This window comes from Rathayibacter sp. AC182, assembly GCF_979253875.1.
In genome coordinates this window covers 767,814-781,332 of record NZ_CEEDEK010000003.1, presented here as the reverse complement: position 1 = coordinate 781,332, position 13,519 = coordinate 767,814, and the positions used below count along the sequence as shown (strand labels likewise).

Below are 13,519 nucleotides of genomic sequence, written 5' to 3'. Positions count from 1 at the left end.
CGTCGACGGAGGCCGAACCCGGGAAGAGCGTGTCGAGCGGGACCGATCCGTCGTAGGGCACGTTCGGGCTCCACACCCACTGCACGTTCGTCGCGCCCTGCGCCTGGAAGATCGCGTGCACGTGGTTCCACGCCGCCGCGTAGGAGCCGGGAGCGTTCCCGTTCACGCCGTCCGACCAGGGGTACCAGTCGCCGTTCATCTCGTGCGCGTAGCGGAGCAGGACGGGCGAGCCCCAGGCGGCGAGGTCCTCGCCCAGCTCGTGAGGTAGGCGTCGTGGTCCCCGGCGAGGATGCGCGCGGAGGAGTACGCGGGCTGGTCGACGCCGCCGCCCCAGCGCCAGGGCTCCCAGGTGATCAGGCTCGTCGCCCCGCGGGCGGCGACGCTGCGCAGGTCCGCGAGCGGAGCCGGCTGTCCGAAGTCCTGGTACGAGACGATGATCGACGGGCTCTCGCCGGCCAGCGTCGCGACGGCGTCGAGCTCGGCGTTCGCGGACGCTCCGCCGGGGGTCGTGACCCCGAAGCGGAGTCGCGCGCTGCTGATCACGGGCGCGGCCGGAGGGGCGGTGACGGTGAAGACCGCCGTCGCCGTCGCCGAGCCGGCTCGCGCCGAGACGGTCGCGGGGCCGGCCGCCGCGGCGGGGATCGTGATCGACGCGGAGAACGCGCCCGAGCCGTTGGTCGTGAAGGCGGCGGAGCGCCCGAGCACCGAGAGCGAGCCCGCGGAGCGCTTCGGGAAGGCTGCCCCGGTGACGACGACGTTCGTCCCGACCGGGCCGGACGCCGGGGAGAGGGCGACCGACGCGGGGGCGACCGCAGCGGCCGCCGTGGGGGCGGCGACGAGGGCGGCGGCGACGACTCCGAGGGCCAGGACGGCGGCGAGGAGTCGGGATCGGAGGTGCTGGCGGATCGGCATCTGTCGGCTCCTCAGGGTGGTGCGCCCGCCGAGCGGGTGGGGACTCGGGGGTCGTCCGCCCGCCGGGAAGCGGGTGGGGGGGACCTCGAGCGTAGGAGCCGGGCGCCCCTCGCGGTCGGCCCCGGAGGGGGCTGTCACAGCGGAGGATTGCACCGCGGTTCCGCGCCTCAGGAGGGGACGCTCCCCGCTCGACCGTCTCGATTTGCATCGATGCGGATCCGTGTGCAACACTCTTCGAGTTGCAAAAACGCGGCCCCATCGTTTAGCGGCCTAGGACGTCGCCCTCTCACGGCGGTAACGCGGGTTCAAATCCCGCTGGGGTCACCACGGCAACACCAGGAGAACCCCCGGCTCAGGCCGGGGTTCTTCTGCGTTAACGGCCTCGTCCAGGCCCGGTGGAAGCGGTCGGCCCTCGGGAGGCGCTTGCTCGCGCGGCCCCGCTCGGCCGTGCTCCGCCTCCGCCTCGACGTCCTCGCCCCCACCCGCCGCGCCGACGGTAGGATCGCATCCGCGAAGGGGAGCACTCCGGCCTTCCCGCTCCCTCCGATCACGTCGCACCGCGCGCTCCGGGAGGGGCGGGCTCCGGGCCGTCCCCGCGAGGACCGCCCGTCGGACCTGCTCCGCCGCACCCACTCCCTGCGAAAGGCCCCCATGCTCGATCTGCCCGTCTGGTTCGTCGTCGGCTCCTTCATCGGCCTGACGCTGATCCTCGCCGCCGACCTGCTGATCGTCTACAAGCGCCCGCACGTGCCGAGCCTGAAGGAGTCGAGCCTCTGGGTCGCCTTCTACGTCAGCCTCGCGCTGATCTTCGCGCTGCTGATGCTGATCCTCGGCGACGGCGAGCACGCGGGGCAGTTCCTCGCCGGCTGGCTGACCGAGTACAGCCTCTCGATCGACAACCTCTTCGTGTTCGTCATCATCATGGGGCGCTTCGCGGTGCCGCCGAAGTACCAGCAGGAGGTGCTGATGGTGGGCATCATCATCGCGCTGATCCTGCGCGGCATCTTCATCCTGCTCGGCGCGCAGCTGATCGAGAGCTTCAGCTGGATCTTCTACCTCTTCGGCGCGTTCCTCGTCTACACCGCCTACAACCAGGCGTTCGGCAAGGAGGACGAGAACGAGGGCACCGACAACCTGCTCATCCGCCTGCTCCGCCGCCGCGTCAACATCTCGGACAGCTTCGACGGCTCGAAGATCATCACCGTCATCGACGGCAAGAAGTTCTTCACGCCGATGCTGATCGTCTTCCTGGCGATCGGATCGACGGACCTGCTGTTCGCGCTCGACTCGATCCCCGCGATCTTCGGCATCACGCAGAGCCCGTTCATCGTGTTCACCGCGAACATCTTCGCCCTGATGGGGCTCCGCCAGCTCTACTTCCTGCTGGGCGGCCTGATCGACAAGCTCGAGTACCTCAAGTACGGCATCGCGTTCATCCTCGCCTTCATCGGCGTGAAGCTCGTGCTGCACGCCCTGCACGAGAACGAGCTCCCCTTCATCAACGGCGGCGAGCCCGTGCCGGTCTGGGACATCGACACCTGGACCTCCCTCGCGGTGATCATCGTGAGCATGGCGGTCGCGACCCTCGCGAGCCTGGTGAAGATGCGCCGCGAGCACTCGCACATCGAGCTGCACGACGGGCACCCCGAGGTCGTGCACGACCCGGAGGCGACGCGTCCCTCCGACGAGAAGTGACCCGCGGATGACGCCCCTCGAGGTCCAGCTGCCCCAGGGCGTGCTCCACCTGAGCGTGACCAGCAGCACCGACGTCGGGAACGTGCGCCGCGTCAACGAGGACGCCCTGCTCGCCGACGACCTCGTCCTCGCGGTCGCCGACGGCATGGGCGGTCACGCCCGCGGCGACCTCGCCAGTGCGACCGCGGTCGACGCGCTCCGGGCGAACGCCCCTCCGCCCTCGGACCGGTGGACGCGGTCTTCGATCTCGTCGAGGCGGCGAACGCGGCGGTCCGCGGCCTCGACGTCGGAGGAGAGGTCTGCGGCACGACCCTCACCGGGCTCACCCTCGTGCTGCCCGGCGCGACGGGACCGGCGCGCTGGGCGCTCTTCAACGTCGGCGACTCCCGGGCCTACCGCTGGGACGGCGCCGGTCTCGAGCAGCTCACGGTCGACCACTCGGCCGTGCAGGAGCTGGTCGCAGCGGGCCTTCTGACGCGAGAGCTCGCCGAGACGCACCCGGACCGCAACATCGTCACCCGGGCTCTCGGGGCCGACGACGAGGTCGAGACCGATGTCTGGACGCTGCCGGTCCTGCCGCGCTCGAGCTATCTGCTGTGCTCCGACGGACTGACCAAGGAGCTCTCCGACGAGTCCATCGCGGCGCTGTTCGCCGAGCGCGACTCCGGCGCGATCGGCTCGGCGGATCTCGCCCCCGGCTCGTGCGCGCAGCCGTCCAGGCCGGCGGGCGCGACAACGTGACGGTCGTCGTCGTCGACGCGGTCCTCGACCCGCGTCGCTGAGCGCGACGCCCCGCCGTGACCCTCCAACAGGTGTGGTTCTCGGGAGGGGCTCGAGGCGCCGCCCCCGCCGCCGCGTTGGCATACTGGAGGGATGGATACCGCCGAAGCCCTCGATCGCGCGAAGACGCGCTTCGCCGAGGGTGACGTCAGGGGAGCCGTGTCGCTCCTCGAAGCGCTGCGTCGAAGCCGATCCCTCGTGGCTCGATCCCCGGGTCCTCCTCTCGGAGCTCTACCGCCGCTCCGGGGACCTGATCGAGGCCGGGCGCTGGGGCTACCTCATCGAGCAGGGGGCGTCGCCCGAGGAGCTGCAGGCCTTCGAGCGCGCTCTCGTCCGCACCGACGACGATCCGTTCGAGCTGGCTGAGCGCGCTCTCGTGGAGCCGTGGGAGCTCGCGGGCGAGTCGTCGCACGCCGCGCGAATGCTCGCCGAGCTGCCCGCGAAGCTCCTGGAGGCCTCCCGCCACGAGGCGGACTCGGCGAACGAGGAGTCCGCGGAGTGGTTCGAGCACGACGCCCTCCCCGCCCGGAAGCGCGGCGGCATCGTCGGCATGCTGGGCGCCGCCGTGGCGGCCGTCTTCGTCGTCGGAGGAGTGGTTGTGGGCACCGCTGCGCTGCTCGTCGTCCCGGCCGTCCTCATCGCCATGCTCGTCACCTCCTAGCGCGTCGCGCACCCGGGAACGGCGCCGGCGCGGTGGTAGTGTCGGGGGATGCTGTTCGGCCGGCTCCTCCTTCTCCGCCGCGACGAGACCTCGATCTGACAGGCCTCCCTCGTCGCGGTGTCCCCGTGGGCTGACCACCTTTCCCGAGGAAGAGAAACCCGTCATGAACGACAGTTCCATCGAGTCCGCGAACCCGATCGCAGGCGCGGTCCGGCCGCGCACGCTGGCCGAGAAGGTCTGGGACGACCACCTCGTCGCCAAGGGCGAGGACGGCACGCCCGACCTCATCTACATCGACCTGCACCTGGTGCACGAGGTCACGAGCCCGCAGGCCTTCGACGGTCTGCGGATGGCCGGGCGACCGGTGCGGCGTCCCGATCTCACCATCGCGACCGAGGACCACAACACCCCGACGCTGGGCATCGACAAGCCCATCGCCGATCTGACCAGCCGCACCCAGATCGAGACGCTGCGCAGGAACGCCGAGGAGTTCGGCGTCCGCCTGCACTCGCTCGGCGACATCGAGCAGGGCATCGTGCACGTCGTCGGACCGCAGCTCGGTCTCACCATGCCGGGCATCACCGTCGTCTGCGGCGATTCGCACACCTCCACCCACGGGGCCTTCGGCGCGATGGCGTTCGGCATCGGCACGAGCGAGGTCGAGCACGTCATGGCGACGCAGACCCTGCCGCTCAAGCCGTTCAAGACCATGGCGATCACGGTCGAGGGCGAGCTGCGCGAGGGTGACCGCGAAGGACATCATCCTCGCCGTCATCGCGAAGATCGGCACGGGAGGCGGCCAGGGCTACGTGCTCGAGTACCGCGGCTCCGCCATCCGCTCGCTCTCGATGGAGGGCCGGATGACGATCTGCAACATGTCGATCGAGGCCGGAGCCCGCGCGGGCATGGTCGCCCCCGACGAGACGACCTTCGCGTACCTGAAGGGACGCCCGCACGCGCCCGCCGGTCAGGACTGGGACGACGCGGTGGCCTACTGGCGCACCCTGCCCAGCGACGAGGGCGCTTCCTACGACGCAGAGGTCGTGCTCGACGCCGACTCCCTCGAGCCGTTCGTGACCTGGGGCACCAACCCCGGGCAGGGCGTCTCGCTCTCGCAGTCCGTGCCCGACCCGGACGCGATCGAGGACCCGAACGAGCGCTCGAACGCGCGCCGCGCCCTCGAGTACATGGATCTCGAGGCGGGCACGCCGATGAAGGAGATCCCGGTGGACGCGGTCTTCATGGGCTCCTGCACCAACTCCCGGATCGAGGACCTGCGGGCCTTCGCGTCCGTCATCAAGGGCCGCACGAAGGCCGAGGGCGTCCGCGTCATGGTCGTCCCCGGCTCCGCCCGCGTGCGCATCGAGGCCGAGGCGGAGGGCCTGGACCGCGTCTTCACCGACTTCGGCGCCGAGTGGCGCTTCGCCGGCTGCTCGATGTGCCTCGGCATGAACCCCGACCAGCTCGCCCCCGGTGAGCGCTGCGCCTCGACCTCGAACCGCAACTTCGAGGGCCGCCAGGGCAAGGGCGGGCGCACCCACCTCGTGTCCCCGCTCGTCGCCGCGGCGACCGCCGTCCGGGGCACGCTGTCGAGCCCGTCCGACCTGGAGCCCGCTCGCGAACTGGTGGAGGCCTGATCATGGAGAAGTTCGAGACGGTCACGGGCATCGCCGCGCCGCTGAAGCGCAGCAACGTCGACACCGACCAGATCATCCCTGCGGTGTTCCTCAAGCGGGTCACCAAGACCGGCTTCGAGGACGCGCTGTTCCACGGCTGGCGCCAGGAGGAGGACTTCGTCCTCAACCAGCCGCAGTTCCAGGGCGCGCAGATCCTCGTCGCGGGCCCCGACTTCGGCACCGGCTCCAGCCGCGAGCACGCGGTCTGGGCGCTGCGCGACTTCGGCTTCCGCGTCATCCTCTCCTCCCGCTTCGGCGACATCTTCCGGGGCAACTCGGGCAAGCAGGGCCTGCTGGCCGCGGCCGTCTCCGAGGAGGCGATCGAGCGCCTCTGGGAGCTCATCGACGAGCAGCCGGGAATAGAACCGACCGTCGATCTGGTTGCGCGTACGGTCACCGCCGGTGGCGAGTCCTTCCCCTTCGAGGTCGACGACTACACTCGTTGGCGCCTGATCGAAGGGCTGGACGACATCGGCCTGACCCTGCGCGACGAAGCGCGTATTTCCGAATTCGAGACCCGTCGCGAGAGCTGGCGGCCCAAGACATTGCCGGTGAAATAGCGTGAACACACTTCTGCAGGATGCGAAGGCCCTCCAGGACGCCAAGGCGTCCGGAGCGCGGGTGGGGATGATGACCGAGCGCATCACGATCAACGGCGGCCGTCCGCTGAAGGGCCGGATCGAGCTCAAGGGTGCGAAGAACCTCGTCACCAAGGCGATGGTCGCCGCGCTGCTCGGCGAGACCGCCTCGACGCTGCGCGACGTGCCGGACATCAGCGACGTCCGCGTCGTGAAGGGCCTCCTCCAGGTCCACGGTGTCAAGGTCGAGCAGGGCCCCGAGGTGGGCGAGCTCATCCTCGACCCCTCGAACGTCGAGTCGGCCCACTTCGCCGACATCGACGCGCACGCCGGCTCGAGCCGCATCCCGATCCTCTTCTGCGGACCACTGCTGCACCGCCTGGGCGAGGCCTTCATCCCCGACCTCGGCGGCTGCCGCATCGGCGACCGCCCGATCGACTACCACCTCGAGGTGCTCCGCAACTTCGGCGCGATCGTCGAGAAGCTGCCGTCCGGCATCCGGATGTCGGCGCCCGAGGGCCTGCACGGTGCGAAGGTGTCGCTGCCCTACCCCAGCGTCGGCGCCACCGAGCAGGTCCTGCTCACCGCCGTCCGCGCCTCGGGCATCACCGAGCTCTCGGGAGCGGCCATCGAGCCCGAGATCATGGACCTCATCAACATCCTGCAGAAGATGGGCGCCATCATCTCGGTCGACACCGACCGCGTGATCCGCATCGAGGGCGTCGACCGCCTCGAGGGCTACACCCACCGCGCTCTGTTCGACCGCAACGAGGCCGCCTCCTGGGCGGCCGCGGCCCTCGCGACCGACGGCGACATCTTCGTGGGCGGCGCCCGCCAGCAGGAGATGACGACGTTCCTCAACGTCTTCCGCAAGGTCGGCGGGGCGTTCGAGATCGCCGAGGACGGCATCCGCTTCTACCACCCCGGCGGCGAGCTGAAGCCGGTCATCATCGAGACCGACGTGCACCCCGGCTTCATGACCGACTGGCAGCAGCCGCTCGTCGTGGCGCTGACCAAGGCCAAGGGCGTCTCGATCGTGCACGAGACGGTCTACGAGCAGCGCTTCGGGTTCGTCGACGCGCTGGTCGAGATGGGCGCGACCATCCAGATCCACCGCGAGTGCCTCGGCGGCCAGGCGTGCCGCTTCGGCCAGCGCAACTTCATGCACTCGGCCGTCATCTCGGGCCCGTCGAAGCTGCACGGTGCCGACATCGTGGTGCCGGATCTGCGCGGCGGGTTCTCGCACCTGATCGCGGCGCTCTCGGCCGAGGGCACCTCGACCGTCTCGAACGTGGGCATCATCAGCCGCGGCTACGAGAACTTCCTGACGAAGCTCGAGCTGCTCGGAGCCGACTTCTCGCTCGACGCGTAGTCGCCGCACCGCCTCGGCCACCCGAGGAGCACGACCCGGAGGAGCCCGCATCGTCGGGCTCCTCCGTCGTTCCCAGCCGAGTCGCCCGGGCGGTCTTGTCCTGGGCAGGAGTCCGGGCGTACGGTGTGCGCATTCTCAGGCGGGGCGACCCGCTGGAGCCGCCGCGGTCGAGGAGCGATGATGGACGATCCCGCGATCCTGACCGAGGGCCTGGTCAAGACCTTCGGAGCGACGAGGGCGATCGACGGCGTCGACCTCGCCATCCCGCGCGGCGGCGTGCACGGCTTCCTCGGGCCCAACGGAGCGGGGAAGACGACGACGATCCGCGTGCTCGCGACCCTCCTGCGCCCGGACGCCGGTCGAGCCCTGGTCCTCGGCCACGACGTCGTCGGCGAGGCCAAGGAGGTCAGGCGTCTGGTCAGCCTGACCGGCCAGTTCGCCTCCGTCGACGAGGACCTGACCGGCCGCGAGAACCTGAGGCTGATCGGGCGCCTCTTCGGGTACACGGGCGCCCGCGCCTCGCGGCGGGCCGACGACCTGCTCGACGCGTTCAACCTCCGCGACGCCGCCGACCGCCAGGTCAAGAAGTTCTCCGGAGGCATGCGGCGTCGCATCGACATCGCGGCGAGCATCGTCGTCACGCCCGAGCTGCTGTTCCTCGACGAGCCGACCACGGGGCTGGACCCGCGCAGCCGCAACGAGGTCTGGGACATCGTGCGGGCGATGGTGGCGAGCGGGACGACAGTGCTCCTCACCACGCAGTACCTGGACGAGGCCGACCGGCTCGCCGACCGCATCAGCGTCATCGACACGGGCAGGGTGATCGCGGAGGGTACGCCGGGGGAGCTGAAGGCGTCGGTCGGCTCCGGCTCGCTGCACGTCCGCGTGCTCGACCCCGCCGACCGCTCCGAGGCGCGGCGGCTCCTGGAGGCCGTGCTCGGCGTCGAGGTGCGGGAGGAGGCCGACCCGGCGGCGCTGGCGGCGCGGGTGGACGGCTCCGCCCGGGACGTCACCCGCGGCCTCACCGCGCTCGAGGGGGCCGGCATCGACCTGGCGCAGTTCTCGCTCGGACAGCCCTCGCTCGACGAGGTCTTCCTGGCGCTCACCGGCCGACCACAGGACGCGACGGGCGAGGAGGCCGCGGCATGAGCACTCGGACGAGCGAGGCGACGGCGCCCGATCGGGAGGCGCTGCTCTCGGTGCTGGTGCAGGGCGAGCGGCCCGCGCCGCCCGGTCCGCTCTCGACGTCGCTCACCTTCGGCTGGCGCGCGCTGCTGAAGATCAAGCACGTGCCGGAGCAGCTGTTCGACGTGACGGTGTTCCCCGTCATGTTCACCCTGCTCTTCACCTTCCTCTTCGGCGGCGCGCTCGCGGGCAGCACCGTCGACTACATCCAGTTCCTGCTGCCGGGGATCCTCGTGCAGGGCGTGATCATGATCACGATGTACACGGGCACGACCCTGCGCACCGACCTGGACCGCGGCGTCTTCGACCGGTTCCGGTCGCTGCCGATCTGGCGCCCCTCCGCGCTCGTCGGCATGCTGCTGGGGGACGCGGTGCGCTTCACGATCTCGGCCGTCATCACCGTGTGCCTCGGCCTGCTCCTCGGCTTCCGGCCCGGGGGAGGCGCAGTCGGCGTCGTGCTGGGGGTCCTGCTGCTGCTGGTCTTCGCCTTCGCGCTCGGCTGGATCTGGACCTTCCTCAGCCTGGTGCTGCGCACCTCCGGCTCCGTGATGGGCGTGAGCATGCTGGTGATCACCCCGATCACCTTCGGCAGCAACATCTTCGTCGACCCCTCGACCATGCCGGGCTGGCTGCAGGCCTTCGTCGAGGTGAACCCCGTCTCGCACCTGGTGACCGCCGTCCGCGCGCTGATGGCCGGCGCGGATCCCGGAGCGGACCTCGTGCTGACGCTCGTCTGGGCGGCGGGACTGGTGGCGGTCTTCGGCACCCTGACGATGTGGCGCTACCGCGACGCTCGCTGAGGGGCGATCGGTCCCTCGTCGGGCGGGCGTGGCCGGACGCCTCCGGCGGGCCTCGATGAGAGGATGGGCGGGTGTCTGAACGCAGTCGTCCGTCCATCTTCTGGTTCCTCGCGGCCGCGGTGATCCCCGTGATGACCGCCTCGGTCGATCTGCGGATCCGCGACGCCCACAAGATCCCCTCGACCGGCGCGTTCGTCTTCGCGCCGAACCACTACAGCGAGATCGACCCGATCATCACGGGCTGGACCCTCTGGAAGGGCGGTCGCGCTCCGCGGTTCCTCGCCAAGGCGTCCCTCTTCACGGTCCCGGTCGTCGGAGCGATCCTGCGCGCCTCGGGTCAGATCCCGGTCGAGCGCGCGGGATCGGTGCGCGGCAGCGAGCCCTTGAAGGCCGCGAAGGCGCTCGTCGACGAGCAGCGCTCGGTGATCATCTACCCCGAGGGCACCCTCACCCGCGACCCGGAGCTCTGGCCCATGCGGGGCAAGACCGGAGCCGTCCGGATGGCCCTGCAGTACGACCTCCCCGTGATCCCCGCGGCGCACTGGGGTACCCAGCAGCTGATGGGGCGCTACTCCAAGAAGATCACCCTCTTCCGCCGCAAGCGCGTCGACGTGCTGATCGGCGATCCGGTCGACCTCTCCGCGTTCCGCGGGCGCAGCCTCGACTCCGCGACGCTCAACGAGGCCTCTGCGGTCGTCATGGCCGCGATCACGGCGCTGCTCGAGGAGCTGCGCGGCGAGAGCGCTCCGGCGACCCGCTGGAACCCGTCCGAGCACAACCAGAAGGGGACGGGACGCTTTGACTCCCAGCAGTAGGAGATCCGCACCGATCCCGGTGGCCCGTCGGGTCGCGGTCCTGGGAGCCGGCAGCTGGGGGACGACCTTCGCGAAGATCCTCGCCGACGGCGGCTCGGACGTCGTCATGTGGGCGCGCCGGAGCGAGCTGGCGCGCGAGATCACCGAGGCCAAGCGCAACAGCGACTACCTCCCGGGCATCAACCTGCCGCGCAACATCCGCGCCACTCCGCGCATCGAGGAGGCTCTGGAGGGGCGGACCACGTGTACCTCTCGATCCCGTCCCAGTCGCTCCGCGAGAACCTCGAGGCGATCACGCCGCACCTGACCGAGCGCACGATCCTGGTCAGCCTGATGAAGGGCGTGGAGAAGGGCACGGGGCAGCGGATGAGCGAGGTGATCGCGCAGATGCTGCCGATCGATCCGAGCCGCATCGCGGTCGCCTCCGGACCCAACCTCGCTCTCGAGATCGCGAAGGAGCAGCCCACGGCGGCCGTCATCGCCTCCGAGAGCCTGGTCACCGCGCAGGAGGTGGCCCTCGCGGCCACCAACCGCTATTTCCGCTCCTACGTCAACACCGATGTGATCGGCACGGAGTTCGGCGGAGTGCTGAAGAACCTGATCGCGGTCGCGATCGGCATCGTCGACGGAGTGGGCTACGGCGAGAACACGAAGGCGTCGATCATCACGCGCGGTCTCGCCGAGATGACCGACTTCGCGGTCGCCTACGGGGCCCGCCCCGAGACGATGTCCGGGCTCGCGGGCCTGGGCGATCTCATCGCCACGTCGAGCTCGTCGCTCTCGCGGAACAACACGGCCGGGCGGCTGCTGGGCCAGGGCTACAGCTTCACCGACGTCGTCAAGTCGATGCAGCAGACGGCCGAGGGGCTCGCCTCCGTCGCGCCCGTCCTCGAGCTGGCGCGGGCCCGAGGAGTCGACATGCCCATCGTCCAGCAGGTGTCGCAGGTGCTCGCCGGTACTCTCGACCCGAAGGACATCGCGCCGCACCTGACCACGGATTCGGACGAGCCACAGGGTGAGAGGAACCTCGATGACCAGCAAGCTCCGCGTAGCCGTTCTGTTCGGGGCGCTCCAGCGAGCACTCGATCAGCTGCGCCACGGCGGCAGGGGTGCTGACGGCGATCGACCGTGACCGCTTCGAGGTGATCCCGGTGGGGATCACCTCCGACGGCGCGTTCGTGCTCGAGGAGGACCGCCCCGGGAAGTTCGCGCTCGACGCCGCTGCCCTGCCGCAGGTGGAGGACGACGGCAGCCGCGTGCACTGGCCGGAGTCGGCGCTCTCGCGCGAGCTGACCGTCACCCGGGCCGACGGCACCGTCGAGTCGCTAGGCGACGTCGACGTCGTGTTCCCGATCCTGCACGGACCGTGGGGCGAGGACGGCACGGTCCAGGGGCTCCTCGAGCTCGTGGGCCTGCCCTACGTGGGCTCGGGCGTGCTCGCCTCCGCCCTCGGCATGGACAAGCACTTCACCAAGACGGTGCTGCGGGCCGCCGGCATCGCCGTTGCGCCCTGGTACACCGTGGCCGAGGCCCAGTGGCGCAGCGCACCCGGCGACGCGGAAGCGGCGCTGGACGAGCTGGGCCTCCCGGCGTTCGTGAAGCCCGCGCGGGCGGGCTCGAGCGTGGGCGTGAGCAAGATCGAGGCGCGCTCCCAGCTCGCCGCGGCACTCGACGAGGCCTTCTCGCACGACGACCGGGTGCTGGTCGAGTCCGCGATCGTCGGCCGCGAGGTCGAGATCGGCGTGCTCGGGGGTCGCCGCGGCGGGCCCGCGCGCTCCTCCGTCGCGGGCGAGATCGTGGTCTCGGGCCGCGGCTTCTACGACTTCGAGGCGAAGTACCTGGGCGCCGCGGGCATCGAGCTCGTCTGCCCGGCGGACCTCACCGACGCCGAGCTCGACGAGATGCGCGAGCTGGCGGTGCGCGGCTTCGACGCCATCGGTGCCGAGGGCCTCGCGCGGGTCGACTTCTTCCTCACCGCCGACGGGTTCGTCGTCAACGAGATCAACACGATGCCGGGCTTCACCCCGATCTCGATGTTCCCGCGGATGTGGGGCGCGAGCGGTGTCGACTACCCCGACCTCATCAGCGAGCTGATCGAGCTCGCGCTCGAGCGCCGTCCGGTCGCGGTCGCGTGAGCGACGCGGCCCTCGGGCTGCGGATCGAGCCGGGCGCACGGGCGCCGTTCGAGCAGATCCGCGACGGGATCGCGGAGCGCATCGCGGCGGGGGAGCTGCTGGTGGGCTCGCGCCTGCCGCCCGTGCGCGCCCTCGCCGAGGCGCTCGGCACCGCTCCCGGCACGGTCGCGCGCGCCTACAAGGAGCTCGAGGCGGCGGGAGTGGTCGAGACGCGCGGTCGCGCGGGCACGGTCGTCGCAGGGGGGATCGAGGGCGCTGAGCACGAGGCGCAGCTCGCCGCGGTCGCGTTCGCGGCGCGCATCCGGGCGCTCGGAGTCGCCCCGGACGAGGCGCTGCGGACGGTGCGGACCGCGCTCGGCCTCTGAGCCTCGGCCCTCCAGCGCTGGCGATCCAAGCTTGCCGATCGGCGCTGGTCCGATCCGAGCTCTGCCGGTAGGAGCTCAGCCGGTCGGCGTGCCGCTCGGGTCGAGCGTGTCGGTCTCGGAGACGTTCGTGCACTCGCCGACCTTCGGCAGGTACGAGACGGCGTCGGCGAGATCGACCACGGCCGAGGTGCCGGAGGCGCGGTCCTGGTCGACGGTGATCTCGACGGCCGGATCGCGACCGTAGGTGGTCAGCGTGTAGACGTCCTCGTCCGCGCGGCTCTCGTCGATGATCCAGTCCACACCGCTGACCGAGACGCAGAGGTCCGTCGTCGGCCCGGGCACCGCGACTCCGCAGTGCAGGATGACCGCGGCGGGCGTGCCCCAGGCGCCCGTGCCCTGCGCGTTCGTCTCGCGCTCGGGCTGGTCGGCGACCACGTCGGGCAGCCGCACCGAGACCTCGGCGCAGTCGGCGCTCGTCGCGTCATCGGCCGGCTCGAGCGCGACCGGGGCGGAGCAGCCGGCGAGCAGGAGCACGGTGGAGAGGG

At 70.9% G+C, this 13,519-nt stretch carries 12 protein-coding genes, 1 tRNA gene and 3 pseudogenes; 13 read left to right on the top strand and 3 right to left on the bottom strand.

The window, feature by feature from the left end:
* Positions 1-37 precede the first annotated feature (37 nt).
* A pseudogene (locus AC0CII_RS07360) lies at positions 38-199 on the bottom strand (beta-mannanase); the annotation flags it as partial.
* Positions 196-912, bottom strand: coding sequence for a hypothetical protein (locus AC0CII_RS07355; RefSeq protein WP_465228974.1), 717 nt, complete (start codon positions 910-912; stop codon positions 196-198). The gene AC0CII_RS07355 and the pseudogene AC0CII_RS07360, both read right to left, overlap by 4 nt.
* 251 nt (positions 913-1,163) lie before the next feature.
* Between AC0CII_RS07355 and AC0CII_RS07350 the strand changes: the two genes are divergently transcribed.
* The 13 genes and pseudogenes from AC0CII_RS07350 to AC0CII_RS07290 all read left to right on the top strand — a co-directional run bounded on the left by AC0CII_RS07350 (position 1,164) and on the right by AC0CII_RS07290 (position 12,974).
* A tRNA-Glu gene (locus tag AC0CII_RS07350) sits at positions 1,164-1,239 on the top strand.
* Between the two features lie 324 nt (positions 1,240-1,563).
* Entirely contained in the window at positions 1,564-2,607 is a 1,044-nt protein-coding gene (locus AC0CII_RS07345; protein WP_465225610.1) for a TerC family protein, read from the top strand.
* 228 nt (positions 2,608-2,835) lie between these two features.
* Complete coding sequence (locus AC0CII_RS07340) at positions 2,836-3,348, top strand: PP2C family protein-serine/threonine phosphatase (protein WP_465228973.1); 513 nt, start codon at positions 2,836-2,838, stop codon at positions 3,346-3,348.
* Between the two features lie 181 nt (positions 3,349-3,529).
* A complete protein-coding gene (locus AC0CII_RS07335) occupies positions 3,530-4,048 on the top strand; it encodes a DUF6584 family protein (protein WP_465228972.1) in 519 nt (172 codons plus the stop codon).
* 163 nt (positions 4,049-4,211) lie between these two features.
* A pseudogene (gene leuC, locus AC0CII_RS07330) lies at positions 4,212-5,685 on the top strand (3-isopropylmalate dehydratase large subunit).
* Between the two features lie 2 nt (positions 5,686-5,687).
* Positions 5,688-6,284 carry a 3-isopropylmalate dehydratase small subunit gene (gene leuD, locus AC0CII_RS07325; RefSeq protein ID WP_465225614.1) on the top strand — a complete coding sequence of 199 codons (597 nt, stop codon included), beginning with the start codon at positions 5,688-5,690 and terminating at the stop codon, positions 6,282-6,284.
* A 70-nt stretch (positions 6,285-6,354) separates the two neighbouring features.
* Positions 6,355-7,674 (top strand): UDP-N-acetylglucosamine 1-carboxyvinyltransferase, encoded by a 1,320-nt coding sequence (murA, locus tag AC0CII_RS07320; protein ID WP_207402548.1) that lies wholly within the window; start codon positions 6,355-6,357, stop codon positions 7,672-7,674.
* Between the two features lie 177 nt (positions 7,675-7,851).
* Entirely contained in the window at positions 7,852-8,823 is a 972-nt protein-coding gene (locus AC0CII_RS07315) for an ATP-binding cassette domain-containing protein (protein WP_465225615.1), read from the top strand.
* Positions 8,820-9,659 (top strand): ABC transporter permease, encoded by an 840-nt coding sequence (locus AC0CII_RS07310; protein ID WP_465225616.1) that lies wholly within the window; start codon positions 8,820-8,822, stop codon positions 9,657-9,659. The genes AC0CII_RS07315 and AC0CII_RS07310 overlap by 4 nt, the downstream gene beginning before the upstream one ends.
* 131 nt (positions 9,660-9,790) lie before the next feature.
* Positions 9,791-10,474: a lysophospholipid acyltransferase family protein gene (locus AC0CII_RS07305; protein WP_465228030.1), complete on the top strand. Its 684-nt coding sequence runs from the start codon at positions 9,791-9,793 to the stop codon at positions 10,472-10,474.
* Positions 10,458-11,606: pseudogene (locus AC0CII_RS07300) on the top strand (NAD(P)H-dependent glycerol-3-phosphate dehydrogenase). Before AC0CII_RS07305 ends, AC0CII_RS07300 begins: the two are co-directional and overlap by 17 nt.
* Positions 11,584-12,609, top strand: coding sequence for a D-alanine--D-alanine ligase family protein (locus AC0CII_RS07295; protein ID WP_465228971.1), 1,026 nt, complete (start codon positions 11,584-11,586; stop codon positions 12,607-12,609). The pseudogene AC0CII_RS07300 and the gene AC0CII_RS07295 overlap by 23 nt, the downstream one beginning before the upstream one ends.
* Entirely contained in the window at positions 12,606-12,974 is a 369-nt protein-coding gene (locus tag AC0CII_RS07290) for a GntR family transcriptional regulator (protein WP_207402492.1), read from the top strand. The genes AC0CII_RS07295 and AC0CII_RS07290 overlap by 4 nt, the downstream gene beginning before the upstream one ends.
* Before the next feature lie 75 nt (positions 12,975-13,049).
* Here AC0CII_RS07290 and AC0CII_RS07285 read toward each other — a convergent pair whose 3' ends face one another.
* The gene (locus AC0CII_RS07285) at positions 13,050-13,508 is read right to left on the bottom strand and encodes a DUF3515 family protein (protein ID WP_465228970.1); all 459 of its coding nucleotides are present in this window, start codon (positions 13,506-13,508) and stop codon (positions 13,050-13,052) included.
* Between the last annotated feature and the right edge of the window lie 11 nt (positions 13,509-13,519).

Bases quoted from the DNA above. Each gene is read 5' to 3' on its own strand.
- AC0CII_RS07315 (WP_465225615.1), top strand. From the start codon at position 7,852: ATGATGGACGATCCCGCGATCCTGACCGAGGGCCTGGTCAAGACCTTC.
- leuD (WP_465225614.1), top strand. From the start codon at position 5,688: ATGGAGAAGTTCGAGACGGTCACGGGCATCGCCGCGCCGCTGAAGCGC.
- AC0CII_RS07305 (WP_465228030.1), top strand. From the start codon at position 9,791: ATGACCGCCTCGGTCGATCTGCGGATCCGCGACGCCCACAAGATCCCC.
- murA (WP_207402548.1), top strand. From the start codon at position 6,355: ATGACCGAGCGCATCACGATCAACGGCGGCCGTCCGCTGAAGGGCCGG.
- AC0CII_RS07355 (WP_465228974.1), bottom strand. From the start codon at position 912: ATGCCGATCCGCCAGCACCTCCGATCCCGACTCCTCGCCGCCGTCCTG.
- AC0CII_RS07345 (WP_465225610.1), top strand. From the start codon at position 1,564: ATGCTCGATCTGCCCGTCTGGTTCGTCGTCGGCTCCTTCATCGGCCTG.
- AC0CII_RS07310 (WP_465225616.1), top strand. From the start codon at position 8,820: ATGAGCACTCGGACGAGCGAGGCGACGGCGCCCGATCGGGAGGCGCTG.